Origin of the sequence: Colwellia sp. 6M3 (assembly GCF_014077595.1) — a bacterium.
Taxonomy (GTDB): domain Bacteria; phylum Pseudomonadota; class Gammaproteobacteria; order Enterobacterales; family Alteromonadaceae; genus Cognaticolwellia.
Genome location: NZ_JACGWF010000085.1, coordinates 1 through 17,662, shown reverse-complemented (window position 1 = coordinate 17,662; position 17,662 = coordinate 1). Strand labels below are relative to the sequence as shown.

The 17,662-nt window shown below is 35.5% G+C and carries 16 protein-coding genes; 11 read left to right on the top strand and 5 right to left on the bottom strand.

What is annotated here, in order from left to right:
• The 5 genes from H4J50_RS15375 to H4J50_RS15355 all read right to left on the bottom strand — a co-directional run.
• The coding region (locus H4J50_RS15375; protein WP_182257265.1) for an XrtA/PEP-CTERM system-associated ATPase at nt 1-993 on the bottom strand (993 nt) is incomplete at its 3' end.
• Between the two features lie 4 nt (nt 994-997).
• Nucleotides 998-2,620 carry a TIGR03016 family PEP-CTERM system-associated outer membrane protein gene (locus H4J50_RS15370; RefSeq protein ID WP_182257264.1) on the bottom strand — a complete coding sequence of 541 codons (1,623 nt, stop codon included), beginning with the start codon at nt 2,618-2,620 and terminating at the stop codon, nt 998-1,000.
• Nucleotides 2,589-3,440: an XrtA-associated tyrosine autokinase gene (locus H4J50_RS15365; protein ID WP_182257263.1), complete on the bottom strand. Its 852-nt coding sequence runs from the start codon at nt 3,438-3,440 to the stop codon at nt 2,589-2,591. Before H4J50_RS15365 ends, H4J50_RS15370 begins: the two co-directional genes overlap by 32 nt.
• Before the next feature lie 3 nt (nt 3,441-3,443).
• A complete protein-coding gene (locus H4J50_RS15360) occupies nt 3,444-5,036 on the bottom strand; it encodes an XrtA system polysaccharide chain length determinant (RefSeq protein WP_182257262.1) in 1,593 nt (530 codons plus the stop codon).
• A 37-nt stretch (nt 5,037-5,073) separates the two neighbouring features.
• Nucleotides 5,074-5,697, bottom strand: coding sequence for an XrtA/PEP-CTERM system exopolysaccharide export protein (locus H4J50_RS15355; protein ID WP_259366268.1), 624 nt, complete (start codon nt 5,695-5,697; stop codon nt 5,074-5,076).
• Nucleotides 5,698-5,937: 240 nt separating this feature from the next.
• Here H4J50_RS15355 and H4J50_RS15350 point away from each other — a divergent pair, with 240 nt between their 5' ends.
• Genes H4J50_RS15350 through H4J50_RS15300 form a run of 11 tightly spaced genes read left to right on the top strand, consistent with a single transcriptional unit; the run spans nt 5,938 to nt 17,568 of the window.
• Complete coding sequence (locus tag H4J50_RS15350) at nt 5,938-7,347, top strand: TIGR03013 family XrtA/PEP-CTERM system glycosyltransferase (protein WP_182257260.1); 1,410 nt, start codon at nt 5,938-5,940, stop codon at nt 7,345-7,347.
• Nucleotides 7,348-7,403: 56 nt separating this feature from the next.
• Entirely contained in the window at nt 7,404-8,606 is a 1,203-nt protein-coding gene (locus H4J50_RS15345) for a TIGR04063 family PEP-CTERM/XrtA system glycosyltransferase (RefSeq protein WP_182257259.1), read from the top strand.
• Nucleotides 8,607-9,722, top strand: coding sequence for a glycosyltransferase (locus H4J50_RS15340; RefSeq protein ID WP_182257258.1), 1,116 nt, complete (start codon nt 8,607-8,609; stop codon nt 9,720-9,722).
• A complete protein-coding gene (locus tag H4J50_RS15335; protein WP_182257257.1) occupies nt 9,719-10,237 on the top strand; it encodes a serine O-acetyltransferase in 519 nt (172 codons plus the stop codon). Before H4J50_RS15340 ends, H4J50_RS15335 begins: the two co-directional genes overlap by 4 nt.
• Entirely contained in the window at nt 10,231-11,373 is a 1,143-nt protein-coding gene (locus H4J50_RS15330) for a glycosyltransferase family 2 protein (protein ID WP_182257256.1), read from the top strand. Before H4J50_RS15335 ends, H4J50_RS15330 begins: the two co-directional genes overlap by 7 nt.
• Nucleotides 11,373-12,527, top strand: a complete 1,155-nt coding sequence (locus H4J50_RS15325) for a hypothetical protein (RefSeq protein WP_182257255.1) — start codon at nt 11,373-11,375, stop codon at nt 12,525-12,527. Before H4J50_RS15330 ends, H4J50_RS15325 begins: the two co-directional genes overlap by 1 nt.
• A gap of 1 nt (nt 12,528) precedes the next feature.
• The gene (locus tag H4J50_RS15320) at nt 12,529-13,668 is read left to right on the top strand and encodes a GNAT family N-acetyltransferase (protein ID WP_182257254.1); all 1,140 of its coding nucleotides are present in this window, start codon (nt 12,529-12,531) and stop codon (nt 13,666-13,668) included.
• A gap of 2 nt (nt 13,669-13,670) precedes the next feature.
• Nucleotides 13,671-14,708: a glycosyltransferase family 4 protein gene (locus H4J50_RS15315; protein ID WP_182257253.1), complete on the top strand. Its 1,038-nt coding sequence runs from the start codon at nt 13,671-13,673 to the stop codon at nt 14,706-14,708.
• A 30-nt stretch (nt 14,709-14,738) separates the two neighbouring features.
• Nucleotides 14,739-16,172 (top strand): lipopolysaccharide biosynthesis protein, encoded by a 1,434-nt coding sequence (locus H4J50_RS15310; RefSeq protein ID WP_182257252.1) that lies wholly within the window; start codon nt 14,739-14,741, stop codon nt 16,170-16,172.
• A 48-nt stretch (nt 16,173-16,220) separates the two neighbouring features.
• Nucleotides 16,221-17,159, top strand: coding sequence for a glycosyltransferase (locus H4J50_RS15305; protein WP_182257251.1), 939 nt, complete (start codon nt 16,221-16,223; stop codon nt 17,157-17,159).
• Nucleotides 17,160-17,175: 16 nt separating this feature from the next.
• Nucleotides 17,176-17,568, top strand: coding sequence for an adenylyltransferase/cytidyltransferase family protein (locus H4J50_RS15300; RefSeq protein WP_182257250.1), 393 nt, complete (start codon nt 17,176-17,178; stop codon nt 17,566-17,568).
• Nucleotides 17,569-17,662: the final 94 nt, after the last annotated feature.

Genomic DNA, 17,662 nt, shown 5'->3' with positions numbered 1-17,662 from the left:
GCTTTTATGTTTAAGCATTTTATCGACATAACGCGCCATTTTTATTTTTTGTTTGATATTTCCTTCTAATATTTCTTCAACTTCACGTAAAATTTCTTTGATACTCTCTACTTTCTCAGAGGAATTAACAACTACTTGCTTTGGTTCATTACTGGCCAATTGTGCCGCGTTTAATGAACCCGTTAGCTCTACTTCCATTTCTTTAGCTACTTCATTAATCGCCGCTGAGTTTATACTTTTGAGCTCTTCTAAAAAGCCGAACAAAAGTAATCTATCAACAAAAATATTAATTTTTCGTGGTACACCTAAAGTCTTCTCATGAATAAGTTCAAAGGCTGCATCAGAAAACAAATCTTCTTTATTGCAACCTGCTTGATGTAATCGATGATTAATATATTTCTTAACTTCTTCTTTTGATAAAGGTTTTAAATGTGCAGAAGCAATAATACGTTGACGAAATTGCTCCATATTTGGTGCTTGTATAATACCTTTAAGCTCTTCTTGACCGAGTAAAAAACTTTGTATCAAAGGTTTATTATCTAGCTGGAAATTAGACAACATACGTAACTCTTCTACTGTTTCACTTGGCAGGTTTTGTGCTTCATCAACAATTAATAACGCGCGCTTTCCTTGTTGGTGTAACTGAATAAGAAACTTCTCAATACCTTGCAGTAAATCAGCTTTGCTATTACCTTCAACAGTAATATTAAATTCAGAAACTACTAACTCGAGCAATTCTTGAGGGTTAAGCTTTGTGGTCACAAGTTGCGCGGCTACAATGCTTTTGTCCGCTAAGTTATTAAGTAAATTGCGAGCTATAGTGGTTTTTCCAGTACCAATGGGTCCGGTTACCACAATAAAGCCTTCACCTTGATCTAAACCATATTGCAGGTAAGACAAGGCGCGTTGATGATGATTAGAAGCGAAAAAAAATCTTGGATCTGGGCTTAATTGAAACGGTCTTTCTTTAAAACCATAGTAATTTTCATACATACTGCTAAAAACCTTTGGTTATTTTGGCTCTAACGCGACCTTCTTCATAATTGAACAATGCATTATCAGAGCTTCTGTTTAAATAGCTCAGTGATAAATCAAAAGACAAGGCACTATTTAATGATTTTTCGTAGCTAATTTGATATCGACGATACCTATCGATACGTTCGAATTCAGTATCTACTAGTAAATTTGTTTCGGTATAAGATAAATCTAAGTTGATACTTGAACGTCCACTTACTTTACGTTTTATATTTAGACTGGTTGTGCTTTGTTCATCTTTATTAAGAGACTCTAAATTTTCTCGATTTTGCACGTTAGCGTTAAAGCTAATTGTAGTTCTAGGTAACGCTAAAGTGGAGCTCCAACTTAAGGTTTTATTTAATGAAAATACATTATCTTCAACTAAGGTAAAGTCTTGAATAGGAAATATTTGAAACCCTGGGTTGTTTAGATCATTTGGGTTGTCAGGAAATATATTCCCTTCATCTTGGATAATACAATCAGCAACTGATGTTATATTACTCGAAGGACAAAAATAAAAGCCTACTATATTTGAAACAAAATTATTACGGGTAAAAGACTGAACATCTTCGACATAACTAATGGTGTTGGTTAATCGTTTATTTCTATGGGTAAAGTCTAGACCATAACTAGTGCCATAAAAGCGCTCTGAAATATTGGCTTCAAGCTTGGTGCGAGGTGAGGGTTGCCATTGAATTGAAGCATTAACATACGGCTTTTGCTCGTCACCATCTAAATCAAGATTATCACCTATAGGCTGATTATAAGAAGCATTTAAACCTAAGCGTGGTGTAATTAACCATCGAACACCTAAACCGTAAGAATTGGACTCAATAGAGCGATTACCACTATTTAGATCACCACTATTATCTTCATCATAATATCGAATAAAGGGGTTAAGGCCCAAGTCAGTTATTAATCCTATTTTGACTTCACTTTGGCTTTGTTTACCTTGCTGATTATTGTTTTTTGAATCCTGGTAGCTGTGTTCTAATTCCCAGAATACATAACGAGCATTAGTGCCATTGACACTATCTAACTGAGCAATTACACCCTCTCTATTACCAATATTATCTGCTGAATTAGTTTGTCGAAAGCCAATTGAAGAATTTATAATAAAATCACTATTGTTGATATTATACTCTACGCCACCATCATAATTTTCTACTTGAACTGTATCAGCTGATACAATGTCGGCTAAAGCATTTCGACTGCCATTTCGTGATTGGTTAGATATATCTAAACCAGCAAAGACAACAATACCGTTAGGCCAAAGTTGAACCCTTAAATCACTCGATACCGTGTGGTAATCATTATCAAGTTCATGATCATGGCTATATAAAGCATAAATACTTTCTGAAGAAAAATTAAATTCTGCTTGTTGAGCTTTATAGGTGGACTCAAGGCTTAATCCTGCTTGAGTTACCAAACTGGATTGTTCATTGTTAGCGGTTAAGCGAACATTATCAGAATATGTTTCATCAATGTTGATACTGGGGTCAAACTGCCAGTCACCTGCATTAGCAAAGTTAGAGCAAATCAATGCAACACAAACCGCACTGAGTTTAGTTTTATGCGCCATACCCATAGCCGTAATAGCCATACAAATCCTTATGAGATCTTATTGCTTTATTAAGAACGAGTCCTAATGCTAGGTCTTCATTGAGGTGTCGTGTTGCTGCCTGTATATCAGCTATAGAACTTTTAGACTCTTCAACTACAATCACACCTTGACCCATTAGACTAGCTAGAACCAGTGTTTCGGTTACACCTATTAATGGCGGGCAATCAAAAATAACGATACGATCAGGATATCGGTTAGCCAATTCATTCGCTAACGTAGCCATTTTCTCACTGGCTAATAACTCGTTAGATAAATGGTGTGGCTTACCCGCTGGAATGAGTTTAAGTTTATCGATATCGGTGTTATAGATAATATCACTTACTTTTTCAGACTTACCTAATAAATACTCAATAAGCCCAGGCTTTTCTTCAACACCTAACTCGCGTACTACACTCGGTCTAAGTACGTCAGCATCAATAAGTAGTACAGTTTTATCTTGCTCAAGGGCAATACTAAGCGCTAAATTGATTGCCACAAAGGTTTTCCCTTCATTAGGCTTAGCGCTGCTAACCATAATTAAATTACTATGGTGAAGAGTTTTCGAAGCGTTGCCAAAGGCATTATTGAGTAACTTGCGTTTAATTTGCCTAAACTCATCTTTAATACTCTTTCGAGTACCATTATCAATGAGATAACCTCGTTCAGCTAAACCTGTTTTATCAAGCGCCAAGATATCTTTTGGGCTTAAATCAACAGTATTGTTGGAGGTTTCTTCTTGAGGCGTTTGTTGCTCCACTTCAACAGAAGTTTGATTATTTTTCTGTTGCTGTTTTGCTAGCGCTTTTTCGATGATACTCATAAATTATAAAATTCCTCTGATCGGCGCTAATATAGCATTGGGTGCAATGGCATAAAGTACAAAAAATGCCAGCATTATCAGTAATACACTATTAGAAACAATAAATATCAGGGTTTTTCTTTTATGCCAACGTTGTAAACCTAAGTTTTCGGTGGCAGATACAATACCAAAAACAGGAATGCCAGTAAGTTTTGACACTTGGCTACTTGAGGTAACTACAGGGTTAATTTGACTAAATAATAGTGATAAACCAACACCTACACCAAATGCAAAAATTGTAGCGGCAAACAAAAACAGAATTCGTTTTGGTCCTGCTGGTTCTGTAGGTGCTCTAGGTGGGTCAATAACTCTAAATTGTATAGGGTTAGTAGTTTCATCTGCTTGTTGTGCTAATTGAGCCGTTTCCTGACGATTAAGTAATTCTTCATATTTCTCTTTTGTTATTTCATAACCACGATCTAACGAGGTTAATTCAGCTTCAATTTCAGGTAATATATGAATTTTACTTTCTAATTCTTTAACTTGTTGGCGATAATCTTTCGCTCGAACATTAGTTGAAGCAACGGCGTTTTCCAGTTGATTCACTTGTATTTGTAATTGTTGAATAACAGGATTTTGGCTAGTTGAAAGCTTATTACTATCGCCACCGTTTGTGGCAGTTAAATATTCGTCAATTTCTTTGCTACGTTGCTTGTTTAAATGATCAAGCCTGCGTTTAACTTCTTTAACGTCAGGATGCATTTCAGTATAACGTAATTGTAGCGAATCCAAATTAGCTTCTAACTCCGAAATTCGATCGTCATAAGTTGTTTGAATACTATTAGAGTTCATTATATTATTTTGGGCATTATCACTACTAGATGGTGAAGAGCTCAATTGTGACTTTGCTGATTTTAATTGTGTTTGCTGTTCAAGCAAGTTCAGTTCAGTTATTTTGAGTTGCTCTTTAACAATATTTAGTTTTTGATAAAAACCACCATATTGATCAGGTAATACACCACTGTACTTCTGTTTAAAATCAGTCAAGCGAGACTCAGCTGCCAATAAGCGATTCTCATAATCTTTTATTTGTGTGGTTAAGAATTTTTGTGCGGTATTAGAATCACTACGGTTTTCGCCTAAGGTATTTTCAATAAATACTGTCAGTGCAGAATTTACAACATTCTTAGCCATTTCTGGGTTTTTATCGCGATAAGTTATAGTAAATATATTTTCGTTACGACCACCCGTTTTTTTAATTATAATGTTAGATTTTAAATTATCTATTAGCTCTTCATAAGCTGCGGGTGTATTGGCTTGAACATCAAGATCAGTCATACGCGTAATACGCTCTAAGTTCGGGCGACTTAACAACGTTTTAATCATTAATCGTATTTGTACCTCGGGGTCAGTGTTTACCGTTAACCCTTTAAGTAAAGGACCAAGAATAGACTGAGTATCAGCGTATACTCGTGCATCAGACTCATAAACATTATCCATTTGGGAAATAAAAATCCAAGCAAAAGGGCATATCAACCAAGTCGAGATGATAATAAAGCGTCGTTTAAGCCAAATGCCTTTAAGATAATCGACAATTTGTTCTATAATTTCTTGCATTCCTGACCTCTAAAACAGGTAAATAAAAATATTGTGCTTAAAACCATGTTTCAGGTATTACAATAATATCGCCAGGTAATACATCAACGTTAGCCAATATTTCCCCATTTTTTATCAAATCTTCAATGTATATTTCATATTGCTTTTGAAGGCCATTTTCAATTCTTACTAATTTTGCACCGTTACCGTTAGCAAACTCAGTTAAACCACCTACACGAATCATCACGTCTAATAATGTCATGTGTTGTATATAATTAACTGCTTGGGGTTCTGCTGCTTCACCAATAACACGAATTTGCTCACTAAAAGGACCAACGAAGTTGTTAACGGTTACGGTTACAACAGGTTCACGCAAGTAAGTGGCAAGTATCTCTTCAATTGAGCGGGCTAGCTCAGTTGGAGTTTTACCTGATACAGGAATATCTTCAACTAGTGACGTTGTTATCATACCATCAGGTCGGACTTTAAATGTGCCAGAAACTTCAGGGTTTCGCCAAACAAAAATGTTAACCACATCGCCCGCACCAATTAAATATTTGTATGAGTCTACATCAACAGTATTCGACTGATGAAGTTTAGCAGGAGGTAATGTAGTAGAGCTACACCCAGTTAAAATGTAACCCAGAGTAAGAAATAGAATCGCTTTTAATGTATTAGTCATGCGTTTTTCCATGGTTTTAACCTTATTATTTACAACCGATTTTTATATAAGCTGATTGATTGTATTTGATTTTCACAATTGATGCACATTATTAATTTCTGTAATCGGATTGTAATTGTTGTATTTAAATTAGTCTATTGTTTACATTTAGCAGTGAATCAATTCTAATATACAGCTTAAAAAATAAAAACATCTATTACTGAACTATTTTTTCTCACTAGAAAGGAATTTTCTTACCTAATGTCTAGCCCTAAATTTCGTGATTTATCAGCGGGTAGTAAATCTTTAGTCTTAATCGAGTTTGTCTGCTTTGCAGGCGCACTTTTGCTCAGCTTGTACTTAAATAAAGTCTTTCAGTTTGTAGTACATGATACGCAAAGTATACCGATGAATATTCTATTTATACACTCTGTGGTTTTTGCCTTAGTAGTACAGTTATCATGCCTAGCTATGGGACTTTATGATTCAAAATTAAGAGAGAATTTAAGAGGAGTAATTAGAAGGTTGCTTGTTTCTATAGCGATAGGTTTTTTTATTGTTTCATTAGTTAACCCTTTTTATGGCTCAGGATCTTTAGCCATTGAGTTACTTGCGGGCGCTTCATTAGTCAGTTTCTTTTTGGTATGCGGTGTAAGGTACTTTACATTGCAAATAGACTTTTTTGGTTTCAACAAACGTAATATTTTAGTACTAGGAGCAGGTGAAAGAGCTTCAATTATAGAGAAGCGCATGCGACGCGACGTTGACCGTCAAGGCTTTTTTATGCACGGCTTTGTCGTTATGAATGGTGATGCCGATCATGGCATTGTCAACGAAAATAGAATTAATTTAGACTGCTCGTTAGTTAATTACGCTCTAGAACATCAAATTGATGAAATCGTTGTTGCCAATGATGAACGCCGAGAGAACTTGCCAGTTGACGAACTCTTTGCCTGTAAAATCAGAGGCGTTGAAATAACGGAGATTCTTGACTTTATTGAACGAGAAACCGGCCAGATTGCAGTTAACTTAATTTATCCAAGCTGGGTTATATATTCCAATGGCTTTGCTTCTGCTAATCATTTACGAAACACCCTCGATTGGATTTTCAACGCGACTATGGGCTTCTTCTTATTTCTTGTTACATGGCCTGTAATGCTGATCACAGCATTGTTAATTAAGCTTGAAGATGGCATAAAAGCGCCTATTTTCTATTCTCAAGAACGTGTGGGTTTAGACGGTCAAGCTTTTAAAATTGTTAAATTTAGAAGTATGCGAATCGACGCAGAAAAAAATGGCGCGCAAATGGCTTCAAAAGATGATGATAGAACAACTCGAATTGGTAAAGCTATTAGAAAATATCGCATTGACGAATTACCACAAATTTATAATGTAATGATGGGTGATATGGGTTTTGTTGGCCCTCGACCTGAGCGCCCAGAATTTGTTCAACAATTAATCAAAAACATTCCTTATTATAACGAACGCCACAATGTTAAACCTGGTTTAACCGGCTGGGCTCAACTTAAGTACCCATATGGTGCTACAGAAAAAGACTCTTTAGAAAAGCTAAAATACGATTTGTATTACATTAAACATCGCAGCTTTATGTTGGATTTACTGATTTTAATCCGCACCGTTGAAATTGTGTTATTTGGCAAGGGTCGCTAGTTATTTTTCTTATGTTTTTTTTGTTTGGTTAAAATCTTAGTGAGAAGGAAATTTAGTTGAAAGTTTTACATGTATTGGAATATTCGAGACCAAATATAAGTGGTTATTCTTTGCGTTCTGACGCTATTATTCGTCATCAACGAAAGATTGGAATAGCCACCAATCAGCTAACAAGCCAACGCTATCAAGAATTTAAAGCCTTAGAAGAAGATGTTGAAGGTGTTGTTTATCAACGTACTGAAAAGTCGACCTCCTTTTTATCTAAAATACCTTTAATTAATTATATATTACACATCAATCATTTAGCTAAACGAATTGAAAAAGCCGTTTTGGCAGATAAGCCTGATGTTATTCAAACCCATTCGCCTATGTTCAACGCATTAGCTGCCGTTAAAGTAGGGAAAAAACACAATATTCCTGTTACTTATGAAGTGAGAGCACTATGGGAAGATGCAGCTGTAGACACCGGAAAAACTAAAGAAGGCAGCTTTAAGTATCGTATGATCAAAACGATTGAACAAAGTGCTTTTGAAAAAGTAGATGCTGTTAGTTGTATTTGTGAGGGGTTAAAAGCGGATATCATTAAACGAAACATACCTGAGCATAAAATATTTGTAACTCCTAACGCTGTAGATATTGAAAATTTCCAACCGTCCTATCAAAGAGATAACGAATTAGAACAATCTCTTAACTTATCAGGTAAAAAAGTGGTGGCATTTGTCGGCACTTTTTTTAAGTACGAAGGTTTAGCTTACGCAATTGATGCAATGGAATCTATTGCGAAAACTCGTGATGATATTCACTTGCTGCTAGTTGGTGCCGGTAATGAATTTGAAAACTTAAAACAACAAGTGGCTCAAGCTAAGTTAGACAAATTTGTTACTTTTGTTGGCCGTGTGCCCTTTGAGCAAGTGAGTCGTTATTATAGCTTGGCCGACGTAATGGTATTTCCTCGTGAAAGTATTCGTTTAACTGAGTTAGTTACACCGTTAAAACCGTTAGAGTCTATGGCACAGTTTAAACCTGTTATTGCATCAGATATTGGTGGACATCGTGAACTGATCGTTGACGGGGAAACAGGCTTTTTATTTCCAGCAGACAATGCAGCCGCATTAGCCTCTAAAATTATTGAAGTAATTGATAATGAAATATTATTAAAACAAATAAGTGAGCAAGGTTTAACGTTTGTGCGAGAAGAGCGCAATTGGTTAAATACAGCTAAACAGTACTTGCCTGTTTACGAAAGGCTTGCTAAGTAGATGCTTGAAGCAAAAAAGCCCTTACTTATTATCACTAATTTATATCCAGTTCCATGGGGACCGAATAGAGCAAGTTTTAACAAGCAACAATTTGACCTTCTCAATACAAATTTAGCAGTAAAAATTATTGTATTGTTGCCCTGGAAAGAATGGCTAAGTCATCGCCAGGCATGCGATAGCTCGCAGAATATCAAATATTGCCCATATTTTTATATACCTAAATTTGGTCGACGAATCGTTCCTGCTTTTCAATTTTTATCATTACTATTTTATTTGCCTTGGATAAAAAAACAGCGTTTCTCTGCAATTTTAGCCTCATGGGGATTCCCCGATGCAGTTGCTGCCTCTATGCTGAATAAGTTCATGCAGTTACCTTTTTTTGTGAAGGTGCATGGTACAGATGTTAATGAAAATAGTAAGTTCCCAGCGCGTAGTCGTTTGATGAAAAAATGGCTTAATAAAGCAAATACAATTTTTTGTGCTAGCCAAGCTTTAGCTGATGCTTTGAAAGGTATAGGTATTAGTAAGCAGAAATTATCCGTTAATTATAATGGTGTAAATCCTGATGTTTTTTATCCGATAAATCAGAAGCCGTATCGCCAAAATTTTGTTTTTGTGGGGAGTTTAATTGAAACAAAAGGGTGTAACGAACTGCTTGCAGCATTTATTCAAGTGAAACAAAAGTTTCCTGAAATGCAGCTAGACATTATAGGTGAAGGGCCAATGAAAAATAGTTTGGTGGATAAAATTAACCAGCATGGGCTTACTGATAGTATTCGATTACGTGGTTCTGTAGTTTTATCACAAGTTGCTGAGTATATTCGTTGCGCTAATTTTTTAGTTCTACCGAGTTACCGTGAAGGAGTGCCCAACGTATTGTTGGAATCATTCGCAAGCGGTACTCCTGTAATTTCCACCCGTGTAGGGGGAATTCCTGAAGTTGTTAACAATGATGTAGGTTTGCTGGTTGATGCTAAAAATGAATTAATGTTGGCCGCAGCAATGGAAAAAGCAATGAACATTAAATGGTCAACTGAAGTTATTCTTAAACATGCGAGCCAATTTAATTGGCAAAACAATGTTCAGCATGTTTTAGAAAAAATGGATGAATCATGAAATATCTAAAAAGTGACATTAGGCAAAAACAGCAAATATTAACTGATGAAGGCTATCAAGTATCACTGGTGCGAACATTAGTGAGTGATGGCACATCTGCGAATGCTTTATATCGTCTCACTAGCTGGTTAGTAAAATATAAACTATCCCCGTTAGCACTTATTACTTTATGGTTGAATCGTGTAATTAATGGTTGTGTTATCGGTGCAGGGGCAAGATTTGATAAAGGGTTTGTTATTATGCACCCAGTAGGTGTTGTTATAAACTCTAAAGTTGTTGGTGGTAACAATATTGTGGTGGAAAGCGGTGTGGTTATTGGTGACGAAAAAGGTAAAGCACCTGTGTTAGGTAGCAATATTTTTATTGGAGCTGGCGCAAAAATTATTGGTGGTATTACCATTGGTGATAATGTAAAAATTGGTGCGAATGCAGTGGTGGTTAAAAACTTGCCGAGTAATGTTACTGCTGTTGGTATTCCCGCGAAAGTAATACAAAAAGGTGTAAATAAATGTTAGTTATTTTTTGGGTATCATTAAGTTTATTAATGTATTCCTACTTTGTTTATCCGCTTCTATTAAAATTACTTGTTAAGCCAAAAAGCATTACGCTACAAGATATTACTGAATACCCAAGCGTAGACATTATTATCGCGGCGTACAACGAAGAGTCTTGCATTAAAGCACGCATTGAAAACGCATTAGCGCAAAACTACCCAGGCACATTAAACATTTTAGTTGCTTCAGACGGTAGTAAAGATAAAACGGGTGAGATTATTACCGGATTTACCGAACCTCGCGTCAAAGCACACGATTTCCCTGAAAATAGAGGGAAAATATCAGTTTTAAATGATCTAATTTCGCAATCAACTGCAGACTATTTAGTGCTAACCGATGCTAATACAGAGTTTAATAATGATGCTGTCGATATATTAATACGCAGCTTTACCGATAAAGTTGGTGCGGTTTCTGGTGAGTTAATTTTAGAAACCGATGCCGGCAATCAAAACCAAGACGGTCTATATTGGCAGTACGAACAGCTACTTAAAAAATATGAATCAGCATTAGGCGGTTTATTAGGTGCCAATGGTGCTATATATGCGATAAAGCGCGAGCTATATATTCCTTTACCTAAAGATACTGTTGTAGATGACTTTTGTATTGTTATGAATGTTAAGAAACAGGGGTATCAAGTACTTTACAATGAATTAGCTATCGCGACTGAAGAAATTGCCCCATCTTTGAAAGAAGAATATGGGCGAAGAGTAAGAATTGGCGTGGGTAACTATAAAGCCTTTATGGTGAACTTTTGGGCATTATCGCCTTTGCAAGGATGGTTTAGTTTATGTTACTGGTCTCATAAGGTGTTACGTTGGTTTGCACCACACTTGATGTTAGTTATTTTTTTAACAAATCTAGCGTTAATTGCAAACCCGTTCTATAAACTTGTGTTTGTAGGGCAAGTGTTGTTTTATACCATTGGCCTTTACGGCCAGCGAAAAATAGATAACGGCGAAAAAGTGAATAATGCAATATCGATAATTAGCTTCTTTTTATCAATGAACATTGCCTTAGGACAAGGCTTTTTAAAGTTTTTAAAAGGGCATAAAAGCGGTGGTTGGCAGCGCACAGCAAGATCTGGAGAAAAAAAATAATGTATTTTATTTTAATCATAGCCCTTTTAGCAGTGCTTGCCTTTTGGTTAGTGCTAAAAAAGAAAAATATGGATGTATGGTTTATTCCATACATAAAACAACTTTTTAATAAGCCTAAAGTTGAGGGGCCCATTCATATAATGTTCTGTTTTGTTGATCATTTTGAGCCTCAATGGAATAACGATGATATAGACATTGAAAGAGCAAGGGTTGACCGTTGGTGTGAAGATTACCCTAAAATGGCAAAACAACATAAAGATGCTGATGGCTTTCATCCAAAACATTGTTTTTTCTACCCGGAGGAAGAATATCGATTCGAACACTTAGCGAAGTTGTCAGATATTTGTTATCAAGGTTTCGGTGAAATCGAGATCCATTTACACCATCATGACGACACAGCCGAAAATTTCACTAAAACAATTGTAGATTTTGCGTCGATGTTGCACCAAGACCATGGCGCATTACCCACTCATCCAGTAACAGGCCAAGTAATGTATGCTTTTATCCACGGAAATTGGGCATTAGACAATTCGTTGCCTGGCGGTGTTAAGTGTGGAATAGACAACGAGTTAAGTTTATTAGTAGAAACAGGTTGTTATGTTGATATGACTTTGCCATCAGCCCCTAGCCCAGCTCAAACTAAAAAAGTGAATGCAATTTACTATGCCTCTGGTAAAGAAGGTGAATGCAAGAGCCATAATACAGGCGTTGACGCAGAAGTAGGCAAGGAACCACAAGGCGATTTGATGTTAATTCAAGGTCCTTTAGGTATAAACCTTCGATGGCGCACAGCAAAAGGCCTACCTCACATTGAAAACTCAGATATAAGAAAGGTAATGCCACCCATTAAGTCAAGAATCGACCAATGGGTTAACTCTCACATTCATGTTAAAGGCAAGCCAGAGTGGGTTTTTATTAAAATACATACTCATGGCACCCAAGAGTGTGACATGGATACTCTCTTAGGAGAGCACCGTCACAACATGCATAGCTATTTGGAGAGTAAATACAACGATGGAGACAACTATGTACTCCACTACGTTTCTGCTCGAGAGATGTATAATATAGCTAAAGCTGCAGAAACTGAAAAAGAGGGTAACCCTAATGAATATAGAGACTATATTTTAGCAAAACCACCATATAAAAAGTTATAAAGTGAAGCCGACTCCAAGCCTTCTCAATGATAATTCAGTAGAGGTGAGTGAAATTGAAGAGTCGATTGTCACTACCTTTAGTGACTTTATATTGTTAGAAAATCACTGGAACCTTTTTTTAGACAAACAGCCTTCGAGTTTACTTTGTGTTGAGTGGACTTGGATTAAAAATTGGATCGAAGTGTATTTTCGAAAAAATGATACGTTGTTTATCTGCACGTATTGGTTTAAACAGCAATTAGTGGGCGTTATACCTTGTTATATAAAAAAAGGGCGTTTTATCAATGAACTACGCTTTATTGCGACAGGCGAAAATGAAGTAGACGAAGTATGTAGTGAATTTCAAGACTTCATTATTGAAAGTAACTTTAAGAGTGAAGTATTTGCCAAATTCTCTAAAATAGTTACTAAACACGCTATAAAAAAAGCATCATTTGAAAATATACTCCCCAAAAGTAATATTTATGATTGGCTAAAGTCATTAAATCATAGTATTTGGATCAAGCAAGAAGAGATAAATGGTTTTAGGTATTGTGTTGATGTTTTTGAAGAGAGTAAGTTAATTGCTGATTTACCAGGTAAAACGCTAAGAAGAAAAATACGTTCAATAGCGAAAACAAACATTTACCAAATAGAATTATTAGATAACAGTGCAAACTTCGACGACTTTTATCAGCAACTCAAAGTTAACCATCAAAGTGTTTGGCACGAAAAAGGTAAAGTAGGGGCATTTAGTAGTGATAAATTTACTGAGTTCCACAAAAACTATGCCAGAGATATGCTTTTAAAGAAGAAGCTAGTGATGTTTAAATTATCTTATCAAAATGAAGTGCTTGCCGTATTTTACGGTTTAATCAAAGGTAATATATTGTTTTATTATCAAAGTGGCATTAAAAGAGTAGATGGCCATAATAGTTTAGGCGCAGCAATGCACTATTGTGCTATAGATTTAGCCTATAAACAGGGGTTAAAAAAGTATGACTTGATGAGAGGGAGCATTGATAGCTATAAACAACAATATTGTTTTCCAACAACAGCCACATCAAACATATATTTAATACGTCGTACATTATGCTATATTCCAATAGTTCAAAGCATAATTTCCTTTATTAAAACAAGCATTAAAAGAGTCGTATATTAAACATGAAGGTCTTACATGTATTAAGTAGTCTAAACGTCGGCGGCGCCGAAAGGTTTGGCATCGACATAGCAAACGTCCAGCGACGTTATCAAAAGCTTGATGTAAGTATATTATCTATGGGAGATCATGGTGAACCCCTCGAAGAAGAAGTTATAGCTCAGAATATCCTCTTAACTATCACCTCCAAACTATCAGTCCTTAGAAGTACAATTAAAATGATGGACGTAGTTCATGTTCATAGCCTTCACTGCTTGCTGCGAGTTCTCATTGCATCATTTGGTGTGAATACAAAAATTGTTTTTACACACCATAATAACCAGGTGAATAAATCATTAAAGTGGTATTTGATATATAAACTCGCTTCTTTTCGAGTTGACACTATGGTTTTTGTTGTAAAAATGGCTGAAACCAAGTTTTTAGCAACTTACCCCAACTTCAAAGGTAAAAGTATTACGATAGCTAATGGTGTATTAGAGCGGAAACAAGATAAAACCTTATCTAATAAATTTCGTTTAGGTTTAGTTGGCAGGTTTGTGCCTTTGAAGGCTCAACACATATTGATAGAGGCGGTATCATTATTACCAGACAGCCTTAAAAAACGCATATCACTTACTTTTTTTGGTACGGGTGATTTACTCGAAAACAATCGAAAGCTGGCTGAGTTAAAAATTCCAGATGTTGAGTCGACGTTTAATGGTTTTATTACAGACAGAGATGAAATATACACCAATATCGACTGTTTAATTGTTACGTCCGAAACTGAAGGGTTGTCTCTCGCTATACTGGAGGCAATAGCAAGTGGTACACCTATAATAGCATCAAATGTTGGTGGCAATAGTGAGTTGGTACAGAACGGTGTTAATGGCTATTTGTATGAATATGGAGATATACAGTGCTTATCAAAAAATATAGCCGACATAATAGCAAAAAATTCTGAATTTGAGCATTTTACAAAGACTAACAAGGAAAAATTTTTGGTTAATTATTCGCTAGAGCAGTGTGCGACACAATACTTAGATATTTATCAAAAATGTTGTTGAACCTAACAATTAAATTATGCTGCTACTACAATGAGCGATAACCTTAAGGCTTCTGTTGTTTCTGGTATGAAATGGCTTGCGGTAAGCAAATTTATTATCCAGTTGTTACGTTGGGGAGCAACGTTTTGGGTAATTCGACTACTCAATAGTGAAGACTATGGCATTATGGCTATTGTAGGGATAATGACAGCAATACTTATGTCTGGTAATTTTTTGAGCATTGGTAATGTCATTATTAGATTCAAAATAGTCAGTAAACCTATACTCGATACTCTCTTTACTTTAACTATACTGCTTGGAATATTATTCACCGCCATACAGTTTTTTCTTGCTCCATGGTTTGCTAGTTTTTACGAAACAGAGCAAGCAGAGTTAGTTTTACAGCTTATGGCGTTTACATATTTCATTGAGGCACTTTCTGTGCGCCCGATGGCATTGCTTGCCAAGCAAATGAAATTTAAAGTTCTAGCAAAAATAGACTTAATAATGGGAGTGATTACACCAGCCTCTGTTCTGGTTGCCGCATATCTAGGTATGGGGTATTGGGCTATCGCTATTGGTCTAGTCGTAAATAGCCTTGTTAAATCGATAACATCAAACCTATTGATGAAAACGGATTTTACATTTGGCATGCACTTCAAAAGAACTAGTCGGCTATTATCATTTGGTTTACAAAACTCTATTTCATCAATCATCGCAGAAATTAATAGCCAGTTAGATTTTATTGTTGGAGGGTATTATTTCACTACTTCTCAACTTGGTATCTATAGCGTGGGGTTACAAATATCTTTTATTCCCCTGCGTAAATTATCCCCAGAACTTCGAAGAATAGCTTTTCCTGCTTTTAGTAAGATCAATAACGACAAGCCCAGGGTGCTTTCTTATTACTTAAAGTCGATACGTTTAATCTCTTTATTTGTTTTCCCATTATTTTTCGGATTAGGCTTAGTTGCTGAACCACTTATTGAAGTAGTACTAACAAGCAAATGGATCGAAAGCGCTATTATTATTCAAATTATTTGCTTTGCTTTACCGTTTAGGCTGTTGACAGAAACGTCAATTGGGATGCTAAATGCTTTGGGTCTTTCAAATATAGTTTTAAAGAATAATATTATAACAATAGTTGTGTTTGTTTTAGCTGTAATTCCACTCATTGACACCGGAATTACGGGTTTAGCATGGGCTTGGGTAATTTCTATAATGGCTGCGTATATAAAAATGTTATATGAAATTACAAAAATATTACCAACCAATGTGTTTTCTATAATTAGAGCTTTAAGTCCCTCTTTACTGGCTTCTATAATAATGATATTAATCATTATAGTTGCTAATTTGTCGCTTGAAATTGAAGGCGCAACGTTATTATGTGTAGATATTCTAGCGGGTGGCGTGGGATATTTTTTAGCTGTTTTCTTTGGTAATAGATCCTTACTGCAAGAATTGCAAAATATGTTCAAAAAATAACGTGATAAGTGTTAATTAATAATAGATCAAAATTTTTTCGGAGAAAATATGCCTCAACCTTTAGTTTCAATTATTGTTCCCGTATATAACGGAACTAAATACTTGGAAGACACAGTAAAAACTTTAGTGGATCAGACTTATGAAAACTTTGAACTCATATTAATTAATGATGGTTCAACCGATAATTCTGATGCACTAATTGACAAGTTGGCGGCTATAGATAATAGAATTAAACCATTAAAAAAAGTCAATGGCGGTATCGCTAATGCTCGAAATTTTGGGATAAAACATGCCAAAGGTGAATTTATAGCCTTTTGTGATCAAGATGATTTTTGGTTGCCTACAAAGCTAGCTAAACAGATACCTTTGTTTTCAAATAAAAAAATAGGTTTAGTGTATTCATACTCAATAAAAGAATTTACGTCACCTAACTCTAAAAAAATCACAGTCACTAGAAATAATGGTCGCGGAAAAATATTCAATTCGCTTGTTTTGGAGAACTTAGTTCCAACATGTTCAGTTGTAGTGCGCAAATCAGTATTTGATCAAGTAGGATTGTTCAATGAAAAAAGAGAATTGATGGGGGTCGATGATTGGGATGTATGGCTTAGATTCTCATTAGTAACTGATTTTGATTTTGTTGAGGAACCTTTGGCTATACATGTGTTTCATGGCCAAAATTATTCTTCGAATAATAATGCCATGCATATGGCTGAACTTGTCTGTTTAAAAGAATTAATGTTGTTCGTTAAAGATAATAATATCGAATTGAGAGTGAACTGGAGTTTAATCGAGCGCAGTATTCATTTAAAATATTATAAAGATTATTTAAATGAGAGTCTTTTTTCTTTGGCCGAGAAAGCCCTACAGGATGCTAATACGCTACAATTTAGTTTACCTATTTTTCTAAAGTATAACTTGTTAAGTGTTACCCCAAACGCTCTTTTACAAAAACTACAAAAAATTAAGCGTACTTTCAACCAGTAAATAAAGGAATATTTGAATGAAAAGAATTATAACATTTGGCACTTTTGACATCTTTCATGTCGGCCATTTAAATATATTAAAAAGAGCAGCAGCTCTCGGCCATCATTTAACGGTAGGTATTTCTACTGATGCACTAAATTATTCAAAAAAACAACGTTACCCTGTGTGTCAACAAGCCAGCCGAGCAGAAATAGTCGCTGCATTAAGATGTGTTGATCAAGTCTTTTTTGAAGAGGCGCTCGAACTAAAAAGAGAATATATTGAACAATTTGAAGCCGATGTGTTAGTGATGGGAGACGATTGGGCGGGTAAGTTTGATGAGTTTAAAGATATTTGCGACGTTGTATATTTAGAACGTACACCATCTATTTCTACGACAGAGTTAATTGAAATAGTAAAGGAATTGTAGGCTTTATTATGGGGTTAAATAATGAACGGTTTAGACTAAATGGTGGGCTTTTACATGAAAAGATATCTCGGAAATTAAACAAGCTATTCCGAAG